We start from the raw sequence: 19,523 nt of genomic DNA on the forward strand, positions 1-19,523 counted from the left end.
GGGCGGCTTTTCTTGTCGGGCGATGCCGATCTCAAACAGTGGCGACGGCACTCTTGGCGTTTGCCATGCCTATGGATTTCGGTTCAGATTGATGGGGAAGGAATCTGGCTGGAGCCTGGCTCGCGGCCGACAACATCCTGCATGAGAACATATGGACCACTTCAACCTCGGCACCTATCGCCGCCCCATCTCCACCCACTCAACCGAAACCCAGCACTGGTTCGATATCGGCCTGAACTGGTGTTATGGCTTCAACCATGAGGAAGGCATCAAGTGCTTTGAAAAGGCGCTGGAAACGGACCCCGACTGTCCGATGGTGCATTGGGGCATCGCCTACGCAACCGGGCCTTTCTACAACCTGACCTGGAAGGAGCATGGCGAGGCCGAAGCCAACAGCGCGACCAGGCGTTGCTTCGAGCATGTCCAGTTGGCTCACGCCAACACGGCTGAAGCCAGCGATGTCGAAAGGCGATTGATCGAGGCGCTGTCCTGCCGTTTCCAGAAGCCGCACCGCGTGAGCCCCCAAGAATTCGAGCAGTGGGATGATGCCTATGCCGCCGCGATGCGGCTGGTCTATCAGAGCTTTCCAAACGACCATGACGTGATGGCGCTGCTGGTCGAGGCACTGATGATGCGCACCGTGCGACGTCTCTGGAGCCTCAAGACAGGCGAGCCGGCCCCGAATTCCGATGTCGTCGAGGCGCTGGAGGTATGCGAGCGGTCAATCCGGCTCGCCGATGAGGCCGGCATCACGCAGCACCCGGCGATCGTCCATCTGCACATTCATCTGCTGGAGATGTCTGTCATGCCGGAGCGCGGCATGCGCTCGGCGGATGTGCTCGGCGAAATGTGCCCGGATGCCGGGCACATGAACCACATGCCCGGCCACATCTATGTGCTGTGCGGCGAGTATGAAAAGGCAAAACTTGCCAGCGAAAAGGCGGTTCGCGCCAACGATCTCTATCTCGCCTACGCAGGTGAGACGACCTACTATCTGCTAGGCTGCTGCCACGACCTGCATCTGATGATGTTCACCTGCATGTTTCTCGGCCAGTACAGGCCGGCGCTGTGGGCTGCCGACAAGGTGCGCAGCCTGGTGACGCGCGACGTGGTCAGCCTTGCCGACCGGCCAAAGCTCACCCAGACGGTGGAAGGCTACCACGCCATGAAATCGCATGTGCAGGTGCGCTTTGGCCGCTGGCAGGACATCATCGACGAACCGATGACCGAAGAGCCTGAACTCTATGTGCTGACGGCAGCCATGCAGCATTATGCCAAGGGCGTGGCACATGCCACGCTCAGGCATTTCGCCGAGGCGGAGCGGGAGCGGGAACGGTTCCATCAACACCTCGCTGGGATCCCGCCGGAGCGGCGCTTCCTCAGCAACCCGACGCGGGCATCGCTTGGCGTCGGCGCCGCCCTGCTCGACGGCGAGCTTGCCTATCACCAGGGCCGGCACGAAGAGGCCTATGCCCATCTGCGGCAAGCGGTCGAATTCGACGACAATCTGTCCTACACCGAGCCTTGGGCCTGGATGCATCCGCCGCGCCATGCACTGGCCGCCCTGCTTCTCGACCAGGGCCACGCACAGGAAGCCGAGCAGGTCTATCGCGACGATCTCGGCCTGAGCGGCACGGTGCAGCGCTGCGCCCAGCACCCCGACAATGTATGGTCCCTCCACGGGTTGGTGGAATGCCTGAAGCTGCGCGGCGACACGCAAGAATTGCCAGCGCTGAAGGCCAAACTTGCCAGGGCACTTGCCAAGGCGGACGTGCCGATCAGTTCATCATGCCTGTGCAGGACCAGCACGGAGCCGGCGTACAGTTGCTGTCATTGATATCCGGTTGAGGTTGCGAGGACCGCTTTCCTTGCAAATTGTCTCAAAACTGCTGCGCAATTTAGCGCAACATGAATTATGATGCGGTTCTTGATTGCGAGCTGACAGCTGGCGGGATGCAGACAGCTCCCTTGCGGGCAGAGGTGACGGATGTCTTCGCGGGGCACATCGGGATGAGAACGCGTTTTGTCCTCGCGCTTATCTGCTTGTTGCTGCCGATCCAAAAGGCGGCCGCGGGTTGGTATCACGTGGAAAACTACGAAGGTTTCCTTGGACCATTTCCCATCCACCTTTCCTTACAGACATACGACAACTTCGGCAGCGGCATAACCGTCGAGGGGAGTTACTTCTACGACGGGAAACAAAGTCCCATTGCCCTGTATGGCAAGGCCAGCGGCAGCAGACTCGTGCTCTGCGAGATTCCCGACAACAACGAATTCAATCGAATAATCATAGTAGGGACCCAAACCCCCGTCGGCATCACCGGATGCTCCTTTTCCATCGACCTCAATGAGAGCGGCGCGACGGGAACCTGGAGCCAGCACGCGATCAAATACCCTGTCACGCTCAAGAAGGTTGCGAGCCTGGACGATACCGGCGACGGCAAGATTGACGGAGCCGTTGCCATTCCCTTCTGGGCGCAGACAGCCACCAACATGTTTTCAGGAATTTACACGAGCACAGGCTCGGGCATCTGCATGGAGAAAATGCAGATCATCAACAAGGGCAGCAAGAAGGTCGATCAAGAGATCGATTTCGACAAGAATGACTGCAACGCAGGCATGCTGATGACGCCTATCTACCTGAATGTTCAGAAATTTTCGAAGAATGGCTCGGACGTCATCTCGGTGAGTTTCCGCAATGGCGGCGCCGGATATGCGATGGACTATATTTTCGACAATAAAACCAAGACGTTTCGTCAGAAGAATCTGAAGAAGTGAGCCAGGGGCCACCCGTCGGAGCGCAGCAGGATGCGACGGCGATCAGTCCTGGCGGTGCGCGTTGTGCGCCTTCATCATCGCCGCCAGCGCCGGATCATCGTCCTCCAGCACGCTGATGGCTCCGCGCGTATCGTAGTGGCGTTCGTCCTGCCCCATCTTGAACTTTGCCTCGAGCCGCTCGATCGGCAGGTAGAAGCCGATGATATGGGGCATGCGCCGCACCATGCCGCCGGGGCCGAGTTCACGCATGCGCCAGCGATCGTCGCGATCCTTCTCCAGCGCATCGACCAACTGCAGGAGATGCCTGGCGGTCGCGTGGTCGTCGAGCGGCGCCGGGTGCCCATGGCAATGCACGACGGCAAAATTCCAGGTCGGCGCGCTGTCGCGCACCGGATTGCGTGGATACCAGGACGGCGAGATATAGCCGTGCGGGCCATGGAAGACGGCAATGGTTTCCCTGCCCTCGGCGATCAGCGTGCTGTGCGGATTGGCCCTGGCGAGATGCGACACCAGCGTGCCGTTCGCGCCCCTGCCCCGATCGAGCACGAAGGGCAGATGCGAGACGGCGAGCCCGTGTGGCCCCGCCGTCACCACGGTGGCAAAGGCCGCCGCTTCGAGCAGGCCGAACACTTCGTCCTGCGACAGCGGCGCGAATTCAGGCTTGCTGTACATCAGCTCAGGTTCTCGAGGGTTCAGTTTCTCGGGGATCAGCTACGCTGGACACGCACCGCCGGGATCAAGCCTTGCGGGCGCAGCAACAGCACGGCTATGACCCCTGAAAGCACGATGGCGTCGCGATAGGGTGCGATCGCGCCCGGCAAGGTCGCCTGCAGCAGCACCTCGATGATGCCGAGCAGGAAGCCGCCGGCCACGGCGCCCGGCAGGCTACCCAGACCACCAACAACGGCGGCGATGAAGGCCTTCAGCACCGGCGTGAAACCCATCAGTGGATCGACCGAGGCCCGCTGCGCCACCCACAGCATCGCCGCCAGCCCGGCCAGCAGGCCGGAAAGCAGGAAGGCGGTGGCGATGATGCGGCTGGCCGGAATGCCCATCAGGCGCACGACATCGAAATCCTCTGCCGCGGCGCGCATCGCCGTGCCGGTCACCGAGCGGCGCAGGAAGAGTTCCAGCGCTATCAGCGCCAGCGCCGAGACAAGGATGGAGATGCTGGGGCCGACGCCGATGGTGAAATCACCGAAGGAGAAAGCACCGGTCATCCAGCTGGGCATGGCGACGGCCTGCGGCCTGGCCGAGATGCCGTTCTGGAAGATGACCTTCAGCAGGCTGGAAACGGCGAAGCTGGTCAACAGAAGACTGGTGACGCTGGCGCCGCGCATCGGCCTGAAGGCAATACGTTCCATGGCGACAGCGGCAAGCGCGCCGCAGGTGACGGCGACAAGCACGGCCACCGGAAAGGGAAAGCCGAGCACCAGGGAGGCCAGCAGCGCGTAGCCCGACAGAGTCATCAGCTCGCCATGGGCGAAGTTAATCAGGCCGACGATGGAAAAGACGATCGCCAGCCCCAGCGCCAGCAGCGCATAGACGCCGCCGAGGCTCACCGCATTGATGATCTGCTGCGCGATCATGCTCTAGGCTCCCAAATAGGCTTGGCGGACGAGGTCCGATGAGGCGAGTTCCCTTGCCGTGCCCGACAGCACCACTTCGCCATTGGCGAGCACGACTGCGCGGTCGGCGATTTCCAGCGCAAGCGCCACATTCTGCTCGACCAGCAGGATGCTCAGGCCCTTGCGGCGCAGTTCGGCGATCAGGTCGAACACGGTGTCGATCAATTGCGGAGCAAGGCCGAGCGAGGGTTCGTCGAGCAGGATCATGCGCGGCTTGCCCATCAGCGCGCGGGCAATCGCCAGCATCTGCTGCTCGCCACCCGACAGGTTCCCGCCCTTGACGCGGTGGTAGCGGCGCAGGATCGGAAACAGCTCCAGCATCTCCTCCTCGCGCACTCTTGCCTCGGCGGCTGGCTGGTGTACGGCACCGCCGAGACGCAGATTGTCGGCCACAGTCAGGCTGGCGAAGATGCGGCGGCCTTCAGGGACCAGCGCGACGCCCTTGCGGGCGATCGCCTCGGGCGTCAGGCCGGTGATATCGACGCCGTCGAAAACCACCTTGCCCGATGCAGCCGGCACCAGCCCGGCCACGGCGCCGAGCGTCGAACTCTTGCCGGCGCCATTGGCGCCGACCAGCGCGATGATCTCGCCGCTGTCGACGGTGAGGTCGACGCGGCGCACCGCCTCGACTTCGCCGTAACGTATTTTCAGGGCTTCGACGCTCAGCATGACATCACGGCGCGGGAACGTCGGCGGCTGCCGGGATCAGCGTCTCGACATGCTTCTGCTCGCCACCCTCGTAGCGCATCAACGCCACCGGCCTCAGCGGCATGCGGTTGGTGCCGGCATAGGTGATCTTGCCGGTGATGCCTTCGAAATCCTTGAGGTTGGCGATGGCGTCGCGGATCGCTTTCGGGTCGTCGGAGCCGGCCGTCTTCACCGCCTGGTCGAGGATCAAGCCAATCTCGTAGCCATTGACCTCATAAGTCGATTCCGGCGCATGCCCGGCATATTTGGCGAAGGCGGCATTGAAGGCCTCCAGCTTGCTGCCCGGCTCGGCATAGCCTGCCGCGGTGTAGACGACGCCGTCGACCAGCTTGCCGAGCGCCTTGATGGTCGGAGTGCCGATGGCGTCGGCGCCATAGACGGGGATGGTCACGCCGGCGCCGCGCAATTGCTGGATGAAGGCCGGGAAATCCGGCTCGTAGGCAGCCGTCATGATCAGGTCCGGCTTGTCGGCGAGGCCCTTGATGTTGGTGATCTCGGCCGAAAAGTCGGGCTGGCCCATGGTGAAGGTGCCGCGGCCGACAATGGCGCCGCCTTTCTTCTCGAACACCTTGCCGAAGTATTCCGGCAGGTTAGCGGTGTAGGTGGTGTCCGGCGAGGTCAGCAGGAATACCTTCTTCTTGCCTTCGGAGACGGCGAAATCAGCCACCGCCGTCGCCTGTACATTGTCGGCCGGATAGGTGCCGAACATGACATCGCCGACCGCGCCGGTGAGCACGGGAGCGGAGCCGCAAAGCGTCAGGGTCGGGATGCCCAGCGGCTGTGTGAGTTGGCCGGCTGATATCGAGGGATCGGCGTCGCAAGGCGTGATCATGATCTTGGCGCCGGCATCGATCAGTTCCTGAGCGACAGTCGCTGTCTGCGCGGTGTCGGAGCGCGTGTCCTTGATCATCAGCTTGACGGTGTATTTGCCGCCAAGGCCGCCCTTGGCGTTGAGTTCGTCGAGCGCCATGCGCAGGCCGGCAAGTGCCGGCTGGTCGTAAGGGGCAAGGACGCCGGTCTGCGCGGTCGCGGCGCCGATGATGATCTCCTCGGCGGAGGCGGTCGAAACGGCGGCAATGCCGAACACCGCCGCGCACAGGGCGGCGCGATGGAGGCGATAGAGATTTGGCATGTCGGTTCTCCTTCTGGATTTTTTATCGTTGGCTGTTGTCGTTGCGGTCTATGCGGTCTGGTCTTCGGGGGTTGCGTGCGCCGTCTTGGCACGAGCCGTGCGGCTGCCGAGATAGGCGGCGATGACGGCCGGGTTCTTCTGCACCTCGCCCGGCGGGCCGTCGGCAATGACGTGTCCATGATCGATGACGACGATGCGCTCGCACAGGTTCATCACCAGCCGCATGTCGTGCTCGATCAGCACAACCCCGATGCGGCGTTCGGCGCGAACCGTCGACAGGATGGAGACGAGTTCAGCTGTCTCGACAGCGTTCATGCCGGCCGCAGGCTCGTCGAGCAGCAGGAAGCGGGGTTTCAGCGCAAGGGCGCGCGCCACTTCCAGCCGACGTCGCTGGCCATAGGCGAGCCGGGCGGCCGGCTGATCGGCGAATTTGTCCAGGCCCATGCGCGATAGCTCGCGCATGGCCGCCGCCTCGGCGTGGCCAAGGTCAGGCTCGACCTGGCGAGCCGCGACCACGACGTTTTCCAGCACGGTCATATGCGGGAAGACGCGGATGTTCTGGAAGGTGCGGGCGATGCCGGAGCGGGCAAAGCGGAAGGCCGAAGCCTGCCGCACCGCGCCACCGAGCGATACCGTCCCGGCGCTGGGCTGGACGTCGCCGGCCAGCATGTTGAGCAGCGTCGTCTTGCCGGCGCCGTTGGGGCCGATGATGCCGGTGATGCTGTCGGTGTCGAAGCTCAAGCTGACATCATCGACGGCGACCACGCCGGCATAGCGGCGCGACAGATGGTCGGCCGCCAGCCTGTCGGTTTCGACATGCATCGGCAGTGGGGCTGAAGCTACCTCCATCTGCCGTCCTGGGCGGCGCAAGAGGTTGAGCTCGCGGTCGCCGAAAAGGCCGGTCGGCCGCCGCCAGATGACGAGGATCATGGCGATGGCGAGAACGCCCTGGGTCAGGCCGAACAGGACCGGCAGATGCAGTCCAAGCATGTCGCCGCCGCCTTCGAAGCGGCGCACCACTTCGATCACCACGATGGTGACGATGACGCCGGCGAACGCGCCGAGCGAGGACGTCATGCCGCCGACGATCAGCATGGCGAGCATGGTGAAGCCGAGGTCGAAATAGAAATCGCGCGGCGAGAAGGCGCCAAGGAACTGCGCCATCATGGCGCCGGCGGCCATCGCGGCCACCACACCGGCCACCCAGGCGGCCAGCCGCGCCGTGCGCTGGTCGACGCCGACGGCGGCCGCACCACGCTCGTCATTGGCGGCGGCGCGGGTGGCAAGGCCGAAGGAGGTTTCGCGAAACAGCCGCGCCGCCACAAGCGCCACGGAGGCAATGGCAGCGGCGGTCCACAACCCGACTTCACGCGGCACACCATAGAAGGGCTGGCTGCCTCGGGTGATCTCACGGCCGGCGACCAGCAACGTGTAGACGATGATCAGCATGGCAAGCGTTGCGATCGACGCACTTGAGCCGGAGAGCCTCAGCAGTGGCGTACCGGTCAAAAGGCCGATGACAACAGCCAGGGCCAGGACAACGACCAGAGCCGCGAAGAAGGAGAGTTCGTGACCGGCAAGGAACTGCGGCAGGTCGCGCAGCGCGGTTCGCTGCAGCGCGATCGGCATAGTGAGAATGCCGGTGGCGTAAGCACCGAGGCCGACAAAGGCGGCCTGGCCGAACGAGACTATGCCGCTGTTGCCGGAAAAAATCTGCAGGCCGAGCACCGCCGTCAGCATGATCGCGGCATAGGTGACGACACGCTGCATGGCGGCGCCGCCGAAGAGGAATGCGGCAAGCGCCACCAGCAACAATACTGCCACCATGCACAAGGCATCGGCCGTGGCATTGCGAAAGGCGGCCGGCATGTAGCCGCGTGGCTTGCTGTCGCTCATTGTCACGGAAACCATCACGCTGCCTTGAAACGGTTGGGCGAAAACGGCGCCAGGATCGGCTGGGAGCCCTCGGTGACCAGCTTGGCCACGGCCTCGCCGACGGCCGGCCCGGTCTTGAAGCCATGGCCGGAGGAGCCGGCGGAGACAACCAGCCCTTCGACCCCGGGCATGGCGCCGATGACCGGCAGATCGTCGGGGCTCATGTCGTAGAGGCCGGCGTAGCCGGGCCGGATACCAAGATCGGCCATGGCGGGCACGCGAGTGGCGAAGGTCTCGAGGATCTCAACCGATTCCGCTTCCTCGACACCTTCCATGTAATCGTCCGGATTCTCGACGAAACGCGGCCGGCCGGCATGTTGGTGGCGCAGGCCGGTGCCACCGCCGGCCCAGGTGCCGGCAAGGATGACGCCGTCATTGTCGGGCCGCGCATAGTTGCAGGAAATGTCGTCGCACCAGGCAAAAGGCATCACATGCCTAGCCTTGCCGGCGGCGTCGAGCACAGCCATCGGATGGCGCTCGACATGCAGGGGCAGATCCAGGCCAACAGTCGCCAGCAGGCGGCGCGTCCAAGGTCCGGCGGCCAGCACGACCGTATCGGCTTCAAGCATGGTTCCGTCGGTCAGGGTCACGCCGGTGATGCGGTCCCCCTGCCGCTGAAGACTTTGGACGAGCGTGTTCTGCATGATCTTCGCGCCATGAGCACGGGCTGCGCGGGCGATGGCATTGGTGGCGCCGAACGCGTCGGCATAGCCAAATTCGGGCTCCCACAGCGCCAGGGCGACATTGTCCGGAGCAAAACCAGGCGCGGCGTCGGCGAAAGCCCGAGGCGCCAGCGTCTCGATCCGCGCGCCCTCGCCGCGGATCCGCTCGGCGGCAGCCTTCCAACTCGCCTCATTGTCGTTGCCGCAGACCCACATCATGCCGACCTCGGTGACGAAGGGGCCCTCGCCGGCGATCTCCGGCAGCGACACCAGAATCTCGCGGCCGCGAATCGAGAGCTGTGACAGTTCCGGCATCAGATAGAAGGCATGGAGAAGCGCCGATGATTTGCCGGACGGGCCGCCGGCGGGATGGGTCTGCTCGACCAGTGTCACCTTCACGCCGGCCCCGGCCAGATGATAGGCCACGCTCGATCCGACAATTCCCGCGCCGACGACGATGACGTCGCTTCCGTTTCGCATGGTTGTTCCCCACAGTCTCTTTGGCTGCTTTCGATCAGGGTACGGCCAGCGATCGCGAAATGTCAACATCTCTTCATTGTTGACCAAAATCTAATTCCCTGTAATAAACTCAACAAAACACAAGAATGCGCATTTCGGGGAGGCCAATGGCGATACGCGACGTTCTGATGCGTGGGGACCTTGCGCTGACGCCCTCGGAAGAGAAGATCGTCCGGCAGCTCTTGACGGACTATCCGACCTCCGGCCTCGGCACAGCTTCAGCTCTGGCGCGGCGCTCCGGCGTCAGCGATCCGACCGTGGTTCGTCTGGTGGTCAAGCTCGGCTATGAGGGCTTCCCCGACTTCCAGGCCAAGCTTCTGGCCGAAGTCGAGGCCAGGCTGCATTCGCCATTGCTGATGATGGAAGCCAAGCGACAGAGCGGTTCCAGCGACAGCGCCGTGCTCGCCTATCTCGATTCCGTCACCACGGCCTTGCAGAAAGCCACTGCCACGACACCGGTCCAGACCTATGAGCGGGCCGCCCGCCTGCTGATGGAGGCCAAGGGCGAGATTATCCTTGTCGGCGGCCGGTTCAGCCGTCACATCGCCGGCATGCTGGCTGGATACCTGGTGCAGTTTCGCCCCGGGGTCCGCGATCTCGGCGTCCTCTCTCCGCAAAGCTTCGACACGTTGGCCGACCTCGACCGCCGCGATGTGCTTGTCGTCTTCGACTATCGCCGCTACCAGCTCGACGTGGTGGCCTATGCAAAGCAGGCTGCGGCGCTCGATGTGCGCATTCTGCTTTTCACGGACCAGTGGCTGTCGCCGATCGCCGATCTCGCCGAAGTGACGATCGTCAGCCCGCTCGAAGTCGCCTCGCCCTACGATACGCTGGCGCCGGCGATCGCACAGATGGAAGCCCTCACCGCCCACATCGTTTCGACACTGGATGACGACGCCCGCGCCCGCATCGAGAGGCTGGAAAAGGTGCGGCATGCCAATGCCGTAACGCTCGACAGCGAAGGCCTCGAAGAAAGCGGCGCGCGAAAGACACCCGGACCAAAACCAGCCCGATCCAAATTGCCAAAACAGGACCAGAAAGCATGACCAAATCATTGCCCGAACGAAACGAAGCCTTCCGTCCCGGCGAGACGGCACTGCTGCTCGTCGACATGCAGCGCATCTGGCTGGAGCCGGGCGCCGATCCGTCGCATCCGGAGCGCGGACCTGACCACTATTTCTATCGTCAGACATCGTCGCAGACGATCCCCAATCAGGAACGCCTGCTGGCGGCCGCGCGGGCCAACGGCGTCGAGGTCATCCACACCATCATCCAGAGCCTGACCGAAGACGGCCGCGACCGCTCGCTCGACCACAAGCTGACGCCGATCCATGTCGCGCCCAGCCTTCCCGAAGGCCTGCCAGTGCCGTCGCTGGCGCCGGTCGGCGACGAGATCATGCTGCCGAAGACGTCGTCCGGCGTCTTCAATTCGACCAATGTCGACTATCTCTTGAAGAACCTCGGCATTCGCTACCTCGTCGTCGTCGGCGTGCTCACCGATCAGTGCGTCGACATGACGGTGCGCGACGGCGCCGACCGTGGCTATCTGGTAACCTGCGTATCGGACGCCTGCGCCACCATCACGCAGGAGCGTCACGACATCGCGCTCAAGGCCTTTGGCGGTTATTGCTGGGTCACCGATACCGGCACCGTCGTCTCCCGTTTCGAAGGCCTGGGTAAAGCCGCATGACATCGACTGTCGAACCTCTCGTTGCCGTCGTCACGACCGATCTCTCGGCGGTGACGCGGGGTCGCTTCATCGCCGAAAGCAAGCTGCAGAAGACCGCCGCGACCGGCGTCGGCTGGTTGCAGGCCAATCTGTCGATGACGCCGTTCAATTCTATCGTCGACCCCAATCCCTGGGGTTCGTCAGGCGACCTGCGGCTGATGCCCGACCTCGGCGCGCGGTTTCGAACGACGCGGACCGGATCGACGACACCGTTCGACATGGTGGCCGGCAACATCGTCGAACTCGACGGCAGCCCATGGCTTGGCTGCACGCGGACCATGCTGAAGGACGCGCTGGCCGAACTGAAAGCCCAAACCGGCCTTTCCGTCATCGCCGCCTTCGAGCACGAATTCCATATCGCCGACGGCGGCTTCGCCCCGGCGCATTCGATGTCTTTTGCTGCCTTGCGGCGCACGGACCCCTTCGCGCCCAATTTGATGGCGGCACTGGAGGAAGCGGGCATCGGCCCCGAGGTGGTCATCGCCGAATTCGGCAGCGAACAGTTCGAGGTGACGAACGAACCGGCCGACGCGCTGACAGCAGCGGACCGTGCCGTCGCGATCCGCGAAATCACGCGTGAGCTGGCACGCAATGCCGGCTGGCGCGCGAGCTTCGCGCCCAAGATCGCTCCTGATGCGGTCGGCAACGGCGTGCACATTCATTTCAGTTTCGTCGATGAGGCCGGCAAGCCGGCGACCTACGATCCCGAGCAGCCGGGCGGCCTTTCAACCCTTGCCGGTGCCTTCTGCGCCGGTGTGCTGCGTCACCTGCCCGCGATCACCGCCATGACGGCGTCAAGTGTGTCGTCCTTCTACAGGCTGAAGCCGCACAGCTGGAGTTCGTCCTACACCTGGCTGGCCGACCGCGATCGCGAAGCGACCTTGCGCATCTGCCCGACCGTGACCATCGGCGGACGCGATCCGGCACGGCAATGCAATGTCGAGTACCGGGCCGCCGACGCCACCGGCAATCCCTATCTGTCACTGGCGGCAATCGTGCGCGCCGGGCTGGAGGGGCTGAAGGCAAAACTGCCGTCGCCGCCGCTGGTCACCGGCGACCCGACACTGATGAGCGAAGCGGAACGGGCACAGCTCGGTCTCGTGCGCCTGCCCGAAACCCTGCTGGCTGCACTGGAGGCACTTCTAGCCGACAGCACCGTCACCGGATGGTTCGCGCCGGTCTTCATCGAAACCTTCGTCGGGCTTAAGCGACACGAGGCCGAGCGTCTTGCCGGTCTCGATCCGGCCTCGATCTGCGATCTCTACCGGACGCTTTATTGATGACTCTGCAGAATGAAAAAGACTGGCCCGCAGCAGTCGATGTCCTCAATGAGCACGGGCATTCCGATATCGTCCTGTTGTGCGAGCATGCGTCCAATCACATGCCGGCCGAATATGGACAGCTCGGCCTCGATGCCGGTCATCTGCGACGCCACATCGCCTGGGATATCGGTGCCGCCGAGGTGACCCGCCTGCTGTCCGCACGGCTCGATGCGCCGGCCTTCCTCAGCGGCTATTCGAGGCTGCTGATCGACCTCAACCGGCCTCTGGATACGCAGGGCAGCATTCCCGTGCTGTCGGAAGACACCGACATCCCCGGCAATGCCGGCCTGGATGCGGAGGAACGAACCCGGCGTGCAGAAATCATGTTCACGCCGTTCCATGACCGGGTTGCCGCGCATCTGGATCGCCGGGAGAAAAATGGCCGGCCGACGCGGATCGTGACGATCCATTCCTTCACGCCGGTCTTCCTCGGGGTTGCCCGGTCCTGGCACGCGGGCGTGCTTCATGACCGTGCAAGCGACCTCGCTGAAGCGATCCTGTCGGGACTGCGCACTGATGCGGCGCTCAACGTTTCGGCCAACGTGCCCTATGTGATCAGCCGCGACGCCGACTATGCGGTGCCTGTCCATGGCGATGATCGCGGCATTCCCGCTGTTCTGATCGAGATCAGGCAGGACCTGCTGTCGAACCGGTCCGGCATCGAGGAATGGGCGGACCGGCTGGCGGCAGCAATTCCCGTACGGCAAACGGAGACTGTCTCGTGAGCAATCTCAGCCTGCGCGAGCGCGACGCCGCGACCATTGCCCAGATCGGCAAGCTGCGTTTCTCGCCGCTCAGCGTCATTGGCGGCCGGGGCAACCGGCTGATCGAGGAGGGCGGCCGCTCTTTGCTCGACCTGTCGGCATCCGCCGGCCCGGCGGTGCTCGGCTACGGCCATCCGGCCATCGTCGAGGCGGTCGAGTCCTCCGTTCGCAACATGGCGGGCGCCAGCCTGCTGCTCTATCCGAACGAACCCGCAGTCTCGCTGGCCGAGCGATTGCTGGCAATCACGCCCCGAGAAGGCGAACGGCGCGTCTGGTTCGGCCATTCCGGGTCGGACGCTAATGACTGCGCCGTGCGCGTGCTGCAGGCGGCCACCGGCCGCTCGCGCTTCATCTCCTTCATCGGCTCCTATCACGGCAATCTTTCCGGTTCGATGGGCATCAGCGGCCACACCGCCATGACGCATACGCTGCCGAGGCCGGGCGTGCTGCTGCTCCCCTACCCCGATCCGTACCGGCCGAACTTCAGCGGCGAGGACGTGCTTGCCCTGCTCGATTATCAGTTCGAGACCACCTGCCCGCCACATCAGGTCGCGGCTGTCTTCATCGAGCCGCTGATGTCGGATGGCGGCCTGATCGTGCCGCCGCCCGGTTTCCTCAAGGCGTTGCAGGAGCGCTGCCGCAAGCACGGCATCAGGATCGTCGTCGACGAGGTCAAGGTCGGCCTTGCCCGCACAGGCATGATGCACGGCTTCCAGCATGAAGGACTTGAGCCGGACATGGTCGTCTTCGGCAAGGGCATCGGCGGCGGCCTGCCACTGTCGGCGGTGGTCGGGCCAAAAGAGATCATGGACCACGCGCCCGCCTTCGCGCTGCAGACGACCGCCGGCAATCCCGTCGCGACTTCCGCTGGCAATGCGGTGCTGAAGACGATCGAGAACGAAGGCTTGGTCGAGCGCTCGGCGCGGACAGGGAAACTCTTCGCCGATGCGCTGCGGGCGCTTGCCGCAAAGCACGAGATCATCGGCGACGTGCGCGGGCGCGGTCTCGCCATCGGCGTCGATCTGGTCAAGGACCGCAAGACGCGGGAGCCGGTCGCAGCGACCACGACCGCGAAGATAATCTATCGCGGTTATGAACTGGGTGCCGCCTTCAGCTATGTCGGGCTGAAAGCCAACGTGCTCGAATTCATGCCGCCGCTGACGCTGACCGAGGATGAGGTGGCAGAGGGCGTGGCGATCGTCGATCAGGCGATCGTCGACGTGAATGCCGGCAAGGTGGCGGATGCGGATGTCGCCTCATTCATGATGTGGTGAGAGCGACCTCGCCGCGATTATTAAGAGATTTCCGCCAATTCGTCGACGCTGAGTGCCTTCCTTGACCTGTCGCAGCTCGACCCGGTTACGGCTTACCCCAACCACTTCTCGTAGTCGGACACCAGCAGGTGCACCGGAGCAACATCCTCATCGATGTTGGAGAACCGGCCGATCGGCTCGCGGAAGACGTTGTCGGTGAGGTCGTCATTGACGGTCGACACCTCGCCGATCAGGACATCCTTGCCCTCGGCCCAGAAGGCATGCCAGACGCCCGGCAACAGCGTAACGCTCTGGCCGGGGTCGAGCTTGAGCAGCCCGCCCGCCGGCAGCCTGTGGATGGTTCCGTCGACAGGCACCGACACCTCGGCCTTCGGATCGATGCCGCCGTCGCGATCGTGCATGAACAGTTCGAGCACCAGCTTGCCGCCGCCGCGGTTGATGATGTCCTCGGCCTTGATGTTGTGGCGATGCATCGGCGACAGCTGGTCCTTGCGCGAGATCATGATCTTCTCGGCATAGAGCATGCCCATGCCCTTCTTCATGTCCTCGTAGCGCCCGTTGCGAACGGTGAACAGGAAGAGGCCGAGCTCCTTGAATTTCTCCTGGCCGTAATCGGTGATGTCCCAGCCGAGTCGCGAGGTGAACACGGCCGAGGAATCGACCTGACGCGCCTTCATCTCTTCCGGCGACCAGTAGGCGAAGGGTGGCATGATGTAGCCGAACGAGCGGATGAACGCGTCGGCTTCGCGGATGATGTCGTTGATGGCGGAGCGTTTCATGATCATGGTCCTTCGTGTCGACTTGTCTGGCAAATCGCATAGCCGAACGCCGTTGCGGTGTCGATCCATCTTGCCTTTCGAGCCCCTGCCCGTTGCGCGCATGGACCACAGATCCGAGCCGCTGGCAGCGTGACATCGCGCGCTTTCAGGGTCATAACCCATCCAAATTTTCACAGGACGACAGACGATGCCGACCATCCATGATCTCGATACGCCGTCGATCCTGATCGACGCCGCGCGCGCTGAAGCCAACATCGCCCGTGCGCAGGCCCATGCCGACCGCCAGGGATTGAAGCTGAGACCGCATATCAAGACCCACAAGCTGCCCTACTGGGCGAAGAAACAGGTCGCGGCAGGCGCCGTCGGCATCACCTGCCAGAAGATCGGCGAGGTCGAGGTGATGGCCGATGCCGGGCTGACCGACATCTTCCTCCCCTACAACATTCTCGGGCGCGCCAAGCTCGAGCGCTTGCTGGCGCTGCATCGCCGCGTGACGCTGTCGGTGACCGCCGATAGTCTGGACACGATCGAGGGGCTCGCCGCCACCTTCACCGATGGCGGTCATCGCCTGCCGGTGCTGGTGGAGTGCGATACCGGCATGGGCCGTTGCGGCGTCCAGTCGGCAAGCGAAGCCGTTGCACTGGCAAGGCAGATCGACAAGGCCGGCGGCCTCGCCTTCGGTGGCTTGATGACCTACCCAGCGGCCGGCCGCGCCGAAGAGGCCGAGGCGTGGCTGGCCGATGCCAAGCAAGCGTTGGCTGCATCGGGGCTCGCCTGCGAGCGCATCTCCAGCGGCGGCACCCCAGACATGTGGCGCTCCAGCAATACATCGGTCGTCACCGAATATCGCCCGGGCACTTACATCTATCTCGACCGTTATCAGGTCGCCAAAGGCGTGGGCGGCATCGACGATTGCGCGCTGACGGTGCTGTCGACGGTGGTCAGCCACCCGACATCGACGCGCGCCATACTTGATGCCGGCAGCAAGGCTCTGTCCAGCGACACGCTGGGACTCAAGGATTTTGGCGAGTTGCTCGGCGCTCCCGATGCAAGGGTCACCGGCCTCAGCGAAGAACATGGCACTGTCACGCTCTCGGGCGACGCGAAGCTGCGCATCGGTGATCGCGTCCGCGTGGTGCCCGACCATTGCTGCGTCGTCACCAACCTGTTCAACCAGGTCAATCTGATCGACGGGGAAAAAGTGCTGGAAACACTGCCGCTGGCAGCCCGCGGCCGGATGGGCTGAACCAAGCGTCTTTCAGGTACAGAATCTCAGACCGGTTGGCGTTCGGCCTGCCGTGCCGCGACGCGGCGCATGGCAATGACGCGACGGCGGCGGATCTCGGTGCGCATCGCCATAAGATGCAGCGCGAAGAACAGCACCGTGAAACCAACGGCCATGACCAGCAGCGGCCAAAGCAGGCTTGGGTCGATCGTCGGGCCACCAAGCCGGAACACGGACGCTGGCTGGTGCAGCGTGTTCCACCAGTCGACCGAGAATTTGATGATCGGGATGTTGATGAAGCCTACCAGCGTGATGATGGCGGCGGCCCAAGCGGCGCGTCCGGCATCGTCGAGCGCGCGGGTCAGCGCGATGATGCCGAGATACATCAGGAACAGCACGAACACCGAGGTCAGCCGCGCGTCCCACACCCACCATGTGCCCCACATCGGCTTGCCCCAGATCGAACCGGTGATCAGTGCAAGCGCCGTAAACGTGGCGCCGATCGGTGCCGCGGATTTGAGCGCGACATCGGCCAGCGGATGGCGCCAGACCAACGTGCCCAGCGCCGATACAGCCATCAGCGTGTAGCACATCATGGCGAGCCAGGCGAAGGGCACGTGGATGTACATGATGCGCACCGTGATGCCTTGCTGGAAATCCTCAGGTGCCGCGAAGCTCATATAGAGCCCGACAGCAAGGACAAGCGCGGCAATCCCCGCCAGCCACGGCACGACCTTGTCGGCCAGCCCGACGAAGCGCGTCGGGTTGGCGAGATCGGTCCAGTCGCTCAGGCGTGAAGAGGTATCGCTCATGCGACTTTACATAGACCGACAGCGCGATTGGGGCAATCGAGCGGTGGTGTCACAGGCGGCGTTCTTCCTTGTCCCTCGCGGGAGAAGGAAGAACCAACATCTGCTCAGGCGGCTTCTTCCTGCTGCTGGACCGTGCGGCTGAGGCGGCGAACCTCCTCGTCGTTGAGCAGGCCGCCGGCGCGCAGCAGGCTGGCGAAGCGGCCGTTGCGCAGCGACAGTTCAGCGAAGCCGCCCATTTCGATCACCCTGCCCTTGTCCATGAACACGACCAGATCGGCGTCGCGGACAGTGGTCAGGCGGTGCGCGATGATGAAGGTGGTGCGGTCGCGCCTGAGTTCATCGATAGCTTCCTTGACGCGGTCCTCGGTCTCGACATCGAGGGCGCTGGTCGCTTCGTCGAGCACCAGGATCGGGGCGTCCTTCAGCACGGCGCGGGCAATAGCGATACGCTGACGCTCACCGCCCGAAAGCTGGCCGCCACGTTCGCCAACCAGCGTGTCGTAGCCGCTGCTTTTGGACAGTATGAAGTCCTGCGCGGCAGCCGCATTGGCGGCGGCGTGGATCTCGTCATTGGTCGCATCGGCACGGCCGACTCGGATATTGTCCTCGATCGAGCGGTTGAGCAGGCCTGCGTCCTGGAACACGGTGGCGATCGAATGGCGCAGCGACTTGCGGGTCACCGTGCGAGTGTCGACGCCGTCAATCAGGATACGGCCATGGGACGGTGAGAAGACGCGCTGCAGCAGATTGATGAGCGTGGTCTTGCCGGCGCCGGTCGGTCCGACGATGGCGACAGTCTGGCCGGCCAGAACCTCAAACGACACGTCGTCGATGCCCTGGCCCGAATTGGCGAATTCGAAGCCGACATTCTCGAAGCGGACATGACCGGTGACATTGGCGAGATCGCGCAAGCCGTCCGGCTCGGCGGCATCGGCCGCGGAGTCCTCGAGCTGGTAGAAATCTTCTAGCTTGGCGCGCGCCTCGGAAATCTGGTTGGCGAAGGCCGACATCTGGTCGAGGCGAGCAATCAGCATCGTGGCAAAGCCGGTGAAGGCAATCACATCGCCGATACCCAACTGACCATGAGTCACGAGATAGGAGCCGATCGACAACACGATCAGCATCGAGATTGCCGATGATAGACGGTGCAAGGCATTGGCCAGCGCCCACCAGTCGAGCACAGGGTTCTGTGCGTCCAGCAGGTTCTTGACATAGCGCCTCAGCGTCTCGGCTTCGAGACCGAGACGGTTGTAGCTCTGCAGAACCGCGACGTTGCTGACCGAATCCGTTACATGAGCGAAGACCTGATGATAATGACGCTCTACGGCCGCTTGGCCCGCCTTGGTGCGGCGCATTACCATCCGACCGATGCCGACATAGAGCAGTCCGAGGCCAAGCAGCACCAGCGACATGCGCAGGTCCATGCTGATCGCGGTCGGGACCAGCAGTACGAGGGCGACAGCCGTGGAAAGGTGCTGGCGCATGAATTCAAGCCAGAGGCTGAACAGGGTTTCGACGGCGCGCAGCAGCGTGTGCAACGCATTGGAGGTGCCGTGCTGATGGTGCCAGGCGAGCGGCATAGTGATCACGCGCTCGAAGGACTGGCACAGAACCTCGCTGCGCCGCGCATGGGCAAAGCGGTCAGCGCCGCGCGCCACCATGACGAAAGCAACGATGTTGAAGGCGCCGAGACCGGCCCACATGACCAGCGTGGTGAAGACAGAGCCGCGTTCGGAGATAGCGCCAATGACGCGACCAAACATAATCGGCTCGAGAAGCGCTACGATGGCGAGCGCGACATTCGCGCCGCAGATCAGAGCGACGCGTTTCTTGTCGGCAGCGAGATAACCGAGCGCTCTCCAGTAGATTTGCAGAAGGGACACCGCAGCTACTCCGCCAAACTATTTGTGCACTGCATCATTTCATGACTCGTATCGGGTCATTCGTCGCAAAACAATGCCCGTCTACAGCTTCCGTTCCCATTTCGCGAACAAAAGATAGCGACGTTCCGAAATCTGCCGTGATCAGCTAACGGACTGAGATAAAAGGTGAAATGTCAGCGGTGCGGCAAAATCATGGCAATCAGATAGTGCTGCCGCAATTTTAATCAATGAAGGTTCCCGAGAAGCTCCAAAAATCGCGATTACTCCGTCGAAACAAGATCACGCATGTATTGGGAAGGCGAACCTTTGCCGGAAGCCGCGCATTCTCGATGGTGCAAGGGGCAGGCTAAGCCATTGAATCTAAACGAACGGC

The 19,523-nt window shown here is 63.4% G+C and carries 17 protein-coding genes; 8 read left to right on the top strand and 9 right to left on the bottom strand.

Annotation, left to right across the window (positions count from 1 at the left end):
* Window positions 1-151: 151 nt before the first annotated feature.
* Window positions 152-1,837 (top strand): tetratricopeptide repeat protein, encoded by a 1,686-nt coding sequence (locus ABVQ20_RS10285; RefSeq protein WP_354459390.1) that lies wholly within the window; start codon window positions 152-154, stop codon window positions 1,835-1,837.
* Window positions 1,838-1,908: 71 nt separating this feature from the next.
* On the top strand, window positions 1,909-2,778 hold the full coding sequence (locus tag ABVQ20_RS10290; protein WP_354459391.1) for a hypothetical protein: 870 nt from the start codon (window positions 1,909-1,911) through the stop codon (window positions 2,776-2,778).
* Between the two features lie 42 nt (window positions 2,779-2,820).
* On the opposite strand, the gene ABVQ20_RS10295 is transcribed toward ABVQ20_RS10290, so the two are convergent.
* The 6 genes from ABVQ20_RS10295 to ABVQ20_RS10320 are packed head-to-tail and all read right to left on the bottom strand — an operon-like array spanning window position 2,821 to window position 9,323.
* On the bottom strand, window positions 2,821-3,450 hold the full coding sequence (locus ABVQ20_RS10295; RefSeq protein WP_354459392.1) for an FMN-binding negative transcriptional regulator: 630 nt from the start codon (window positions 3,448-3,450) through the stop codon (window positions 2,821-2,823).
* A gap of 35 nt (window positions 3,451-3,485) precedes the next feature.
* A complete protein-coding gene (locus tag ABVQ20_RS10300) occupies window positions 3,486-4,367 on the bottom strand; it encodes a branched-chain amino acid ABC transporter permease (protein WP_354459393.1) in 882 nt (293 codons plus the stop codon).
* Between the two features lie 3 nt (window positions 4,368-4,370).
* A complete protein-coding gene (locus tag ABVQ20_RS10305) occupies window positions 4,371-5,075 on the bottom strand; it encodes an ABC transporter ATP-binding protein (RefSeq protein ID WP_354459394.1) in 705 nt (234 codons plus the stop codon).
* 4 nt (window positions 5,076-5,079) lie between these two features.
* On the bottom strand, window positions 5,080-6,246 hold the full coding sequence (locus ABVQ20_RS10310; protein ID WP_354459395.1) for an ABC transporter substrate-binding protein: 1,167 nt from the start codon (window positions 6,244-6,246) through the stop codon (window positions 5,080-5,082).
* 48 nt (window positions 6,247-6,294) lie between these two features.
* Window positions 6,295-8,142 carry a branched-chain amino acid ABC transporter ATP-binding protein/permease gene (locus ABVQ20_RS10315; RefSeq protein WP_354459396.1) on the bottom strand — a complete coding sequence of 616 codons (1,848 nt, stop codon included), beginning with the start codon at window positions 8,140-8,142 and terminating at the stop codon, window positions 6,295-6,297.
* 14 nt (window positions 8,143-8,156) lie between these two features.
* Window positions 8,157-9,323, bottom strand: a complete 1,167-nt coding sequence (locus tag ABVQ20_RS10320; RefSeq protein WP_354459397.1) for an NAD(P)/FAD-dependent oxidoreductase — start codon at window positions 9,321-9,323, stop codon at window positions 8,157-8,159.
* 146 nt (window positions 9,324-9,469) lie between these two features.
* Between ABVQ20_RS10320 and ABVQ20_RS10325 the strand changes: the two genes are divergently transcribed.
* The 5 genes from ABVQ20_RS10325 to ABVQ20_RS10345 are packed head-to-tail and all read left to right on the top strand — an operon-like array spanning window position 9,470 to window position 14,451.
* Window positions 9,470-10,408 carry a MurR/RpiR family transcriptional regulator gene (locus tag ABVQ20_RS10325; protein WP_354459398.1) on the top strand — a complete coding sequence of 313 codons (939 nt, stop codon included), beginning with the start codon at window positions 9,470-9,472 and terminating at the stop codon, window positions 10,406-10,408.
* On the top strand, window positions 10,405-11,052 hold the full coding sequence (locus ABVQ20_RS10330; RefSeq protein ID WP_354459399.1) for a cysteine hydrolase family protein: 648 nt from the start codon (window positions 10,405-10,407) through the stop codon (window positions 11,050-11,052). The genes ABVQ20_RS10325 and ABVQ20_RS10330 overlap by 4 nt, the downstream gene beginning before the upstream one ends.
* On the top strand, window positions 11,049-12,371 hold the full coding sequence (locus tag ABVQ20_RS10335) for a type I glutamate--ammonia ligase (protein ID WP_354459400.1): 1,323 nt from the start codon (window positions 11,049-11,051) through the stop codon (window positions 12,369-12,371). The genes ABVQ20_RS10330 and ABVQ20_RS10335 overlap by 4 nt, the downstream gene beginning before the upstream one ends.
* A complete protein-coding gene (locus tag ABVQ20_RS10340; RefSeq protein WP_354459401.1) occupies window positions 12,371-13,138 on the top strand; it encodes an N-formylglutamate amidohydrolase in 768 nt (255 codons plus the stop codon). Before ABVQ20_RS10335 ends, ABVQ20_RS10340 begins: the two co-directional genes overlap by 1 nt.
* Window positions 13,135-14,451, top strand: coding sequence for an aspartate aminotransferase family protein (locus ABVQ20_RS10345; RefSeq protein WP_354459402.1), 1,317 nt, complete (start codon window positions 13,135-13,137; stop codon window positions 14,449-14,451). Before ABVQ20_RS10340 ends, ABVQ20_RS10345 begins: the two co-directional genes overlap by 4 nt.
* A 92-nt stretch (window positions 14,452-14,543) precedes the next feature.
* On the opposite strand, the gene ABVQ20_RS10350 is transcribed toward ABVQ20_RS10345, so the two are convergent.
* Window positions 14,544-15,230, bottom strand: a complete 687-nt coding sequence (locus tag ABVQ20_RS10350; RefSeq protein WP_354459403.1) for a D-lyxose/D-mannose family sugar isomerase — start codon at window positions 15,228-15,230, stop codon at window positions 14,544-14,546.
* Between the two features lie 187 nt (window positions 15,231-15,417).
* Here ABVQ20_RS10350 and ABVQ20_RS10355 point away from each other — a divergent pair, with 187 nt between their 5' ends.
* Entirely contained in the window at window positions 15,418-16,476 is a 1,059-nt protein-coding gene (locus ABVQ20_RS10355; protein ID WP_354459404.1) for a D-TA family PLP-dependent enzyme, read from the top strand.
* Window positions 16,477-16,502: 26 nt separating this feature from the next.
* On the opposite strand, the gene ABVQ20_RS10360 is transcribed toward ABVQ20_RS10355, so the two are convergent.
* Both ABVQ20_RS10360 and ABVQ20_RS10365 read right to left on the bottom strand, forming a co-directional pair.
* A complete protein-coding gene (locus ABVQ20_RS10360) occupies window positions 16,503-17,267 on the bottom strand; it encodes a heme ABC transporter permease (protein ID WP_354459405.1) in 765 nt (254 codons plus the stop codon).
* A 104-nt stretch (window positions 17,268-17,371) separates the two neighbouring features.
* On the bottom strand, window positions 17,372-19,150 hold the full coding sequence (locus ABVQ20_RS10365; protein WP_354459406.1) for a glucan ABC transporter ATP-binding protein/ permease: 1,779 nt from the start codon (window positions 19,148-19,150) through the stop codon (window positions 17,372-17,374).
* Window positions 19,151-19,523 lie beyond the last annotated feature (373 nt).

The organism is Mesorhizobium shangrilense, from assembly GCF_040537815.1.
Lineage (GTDB): Bacteria > Pseudomonadota > Alphaproteobacteria > Rhizobiales > Rhizobiaceae > Mesorhizobium > Mesorhizobium shangrilense.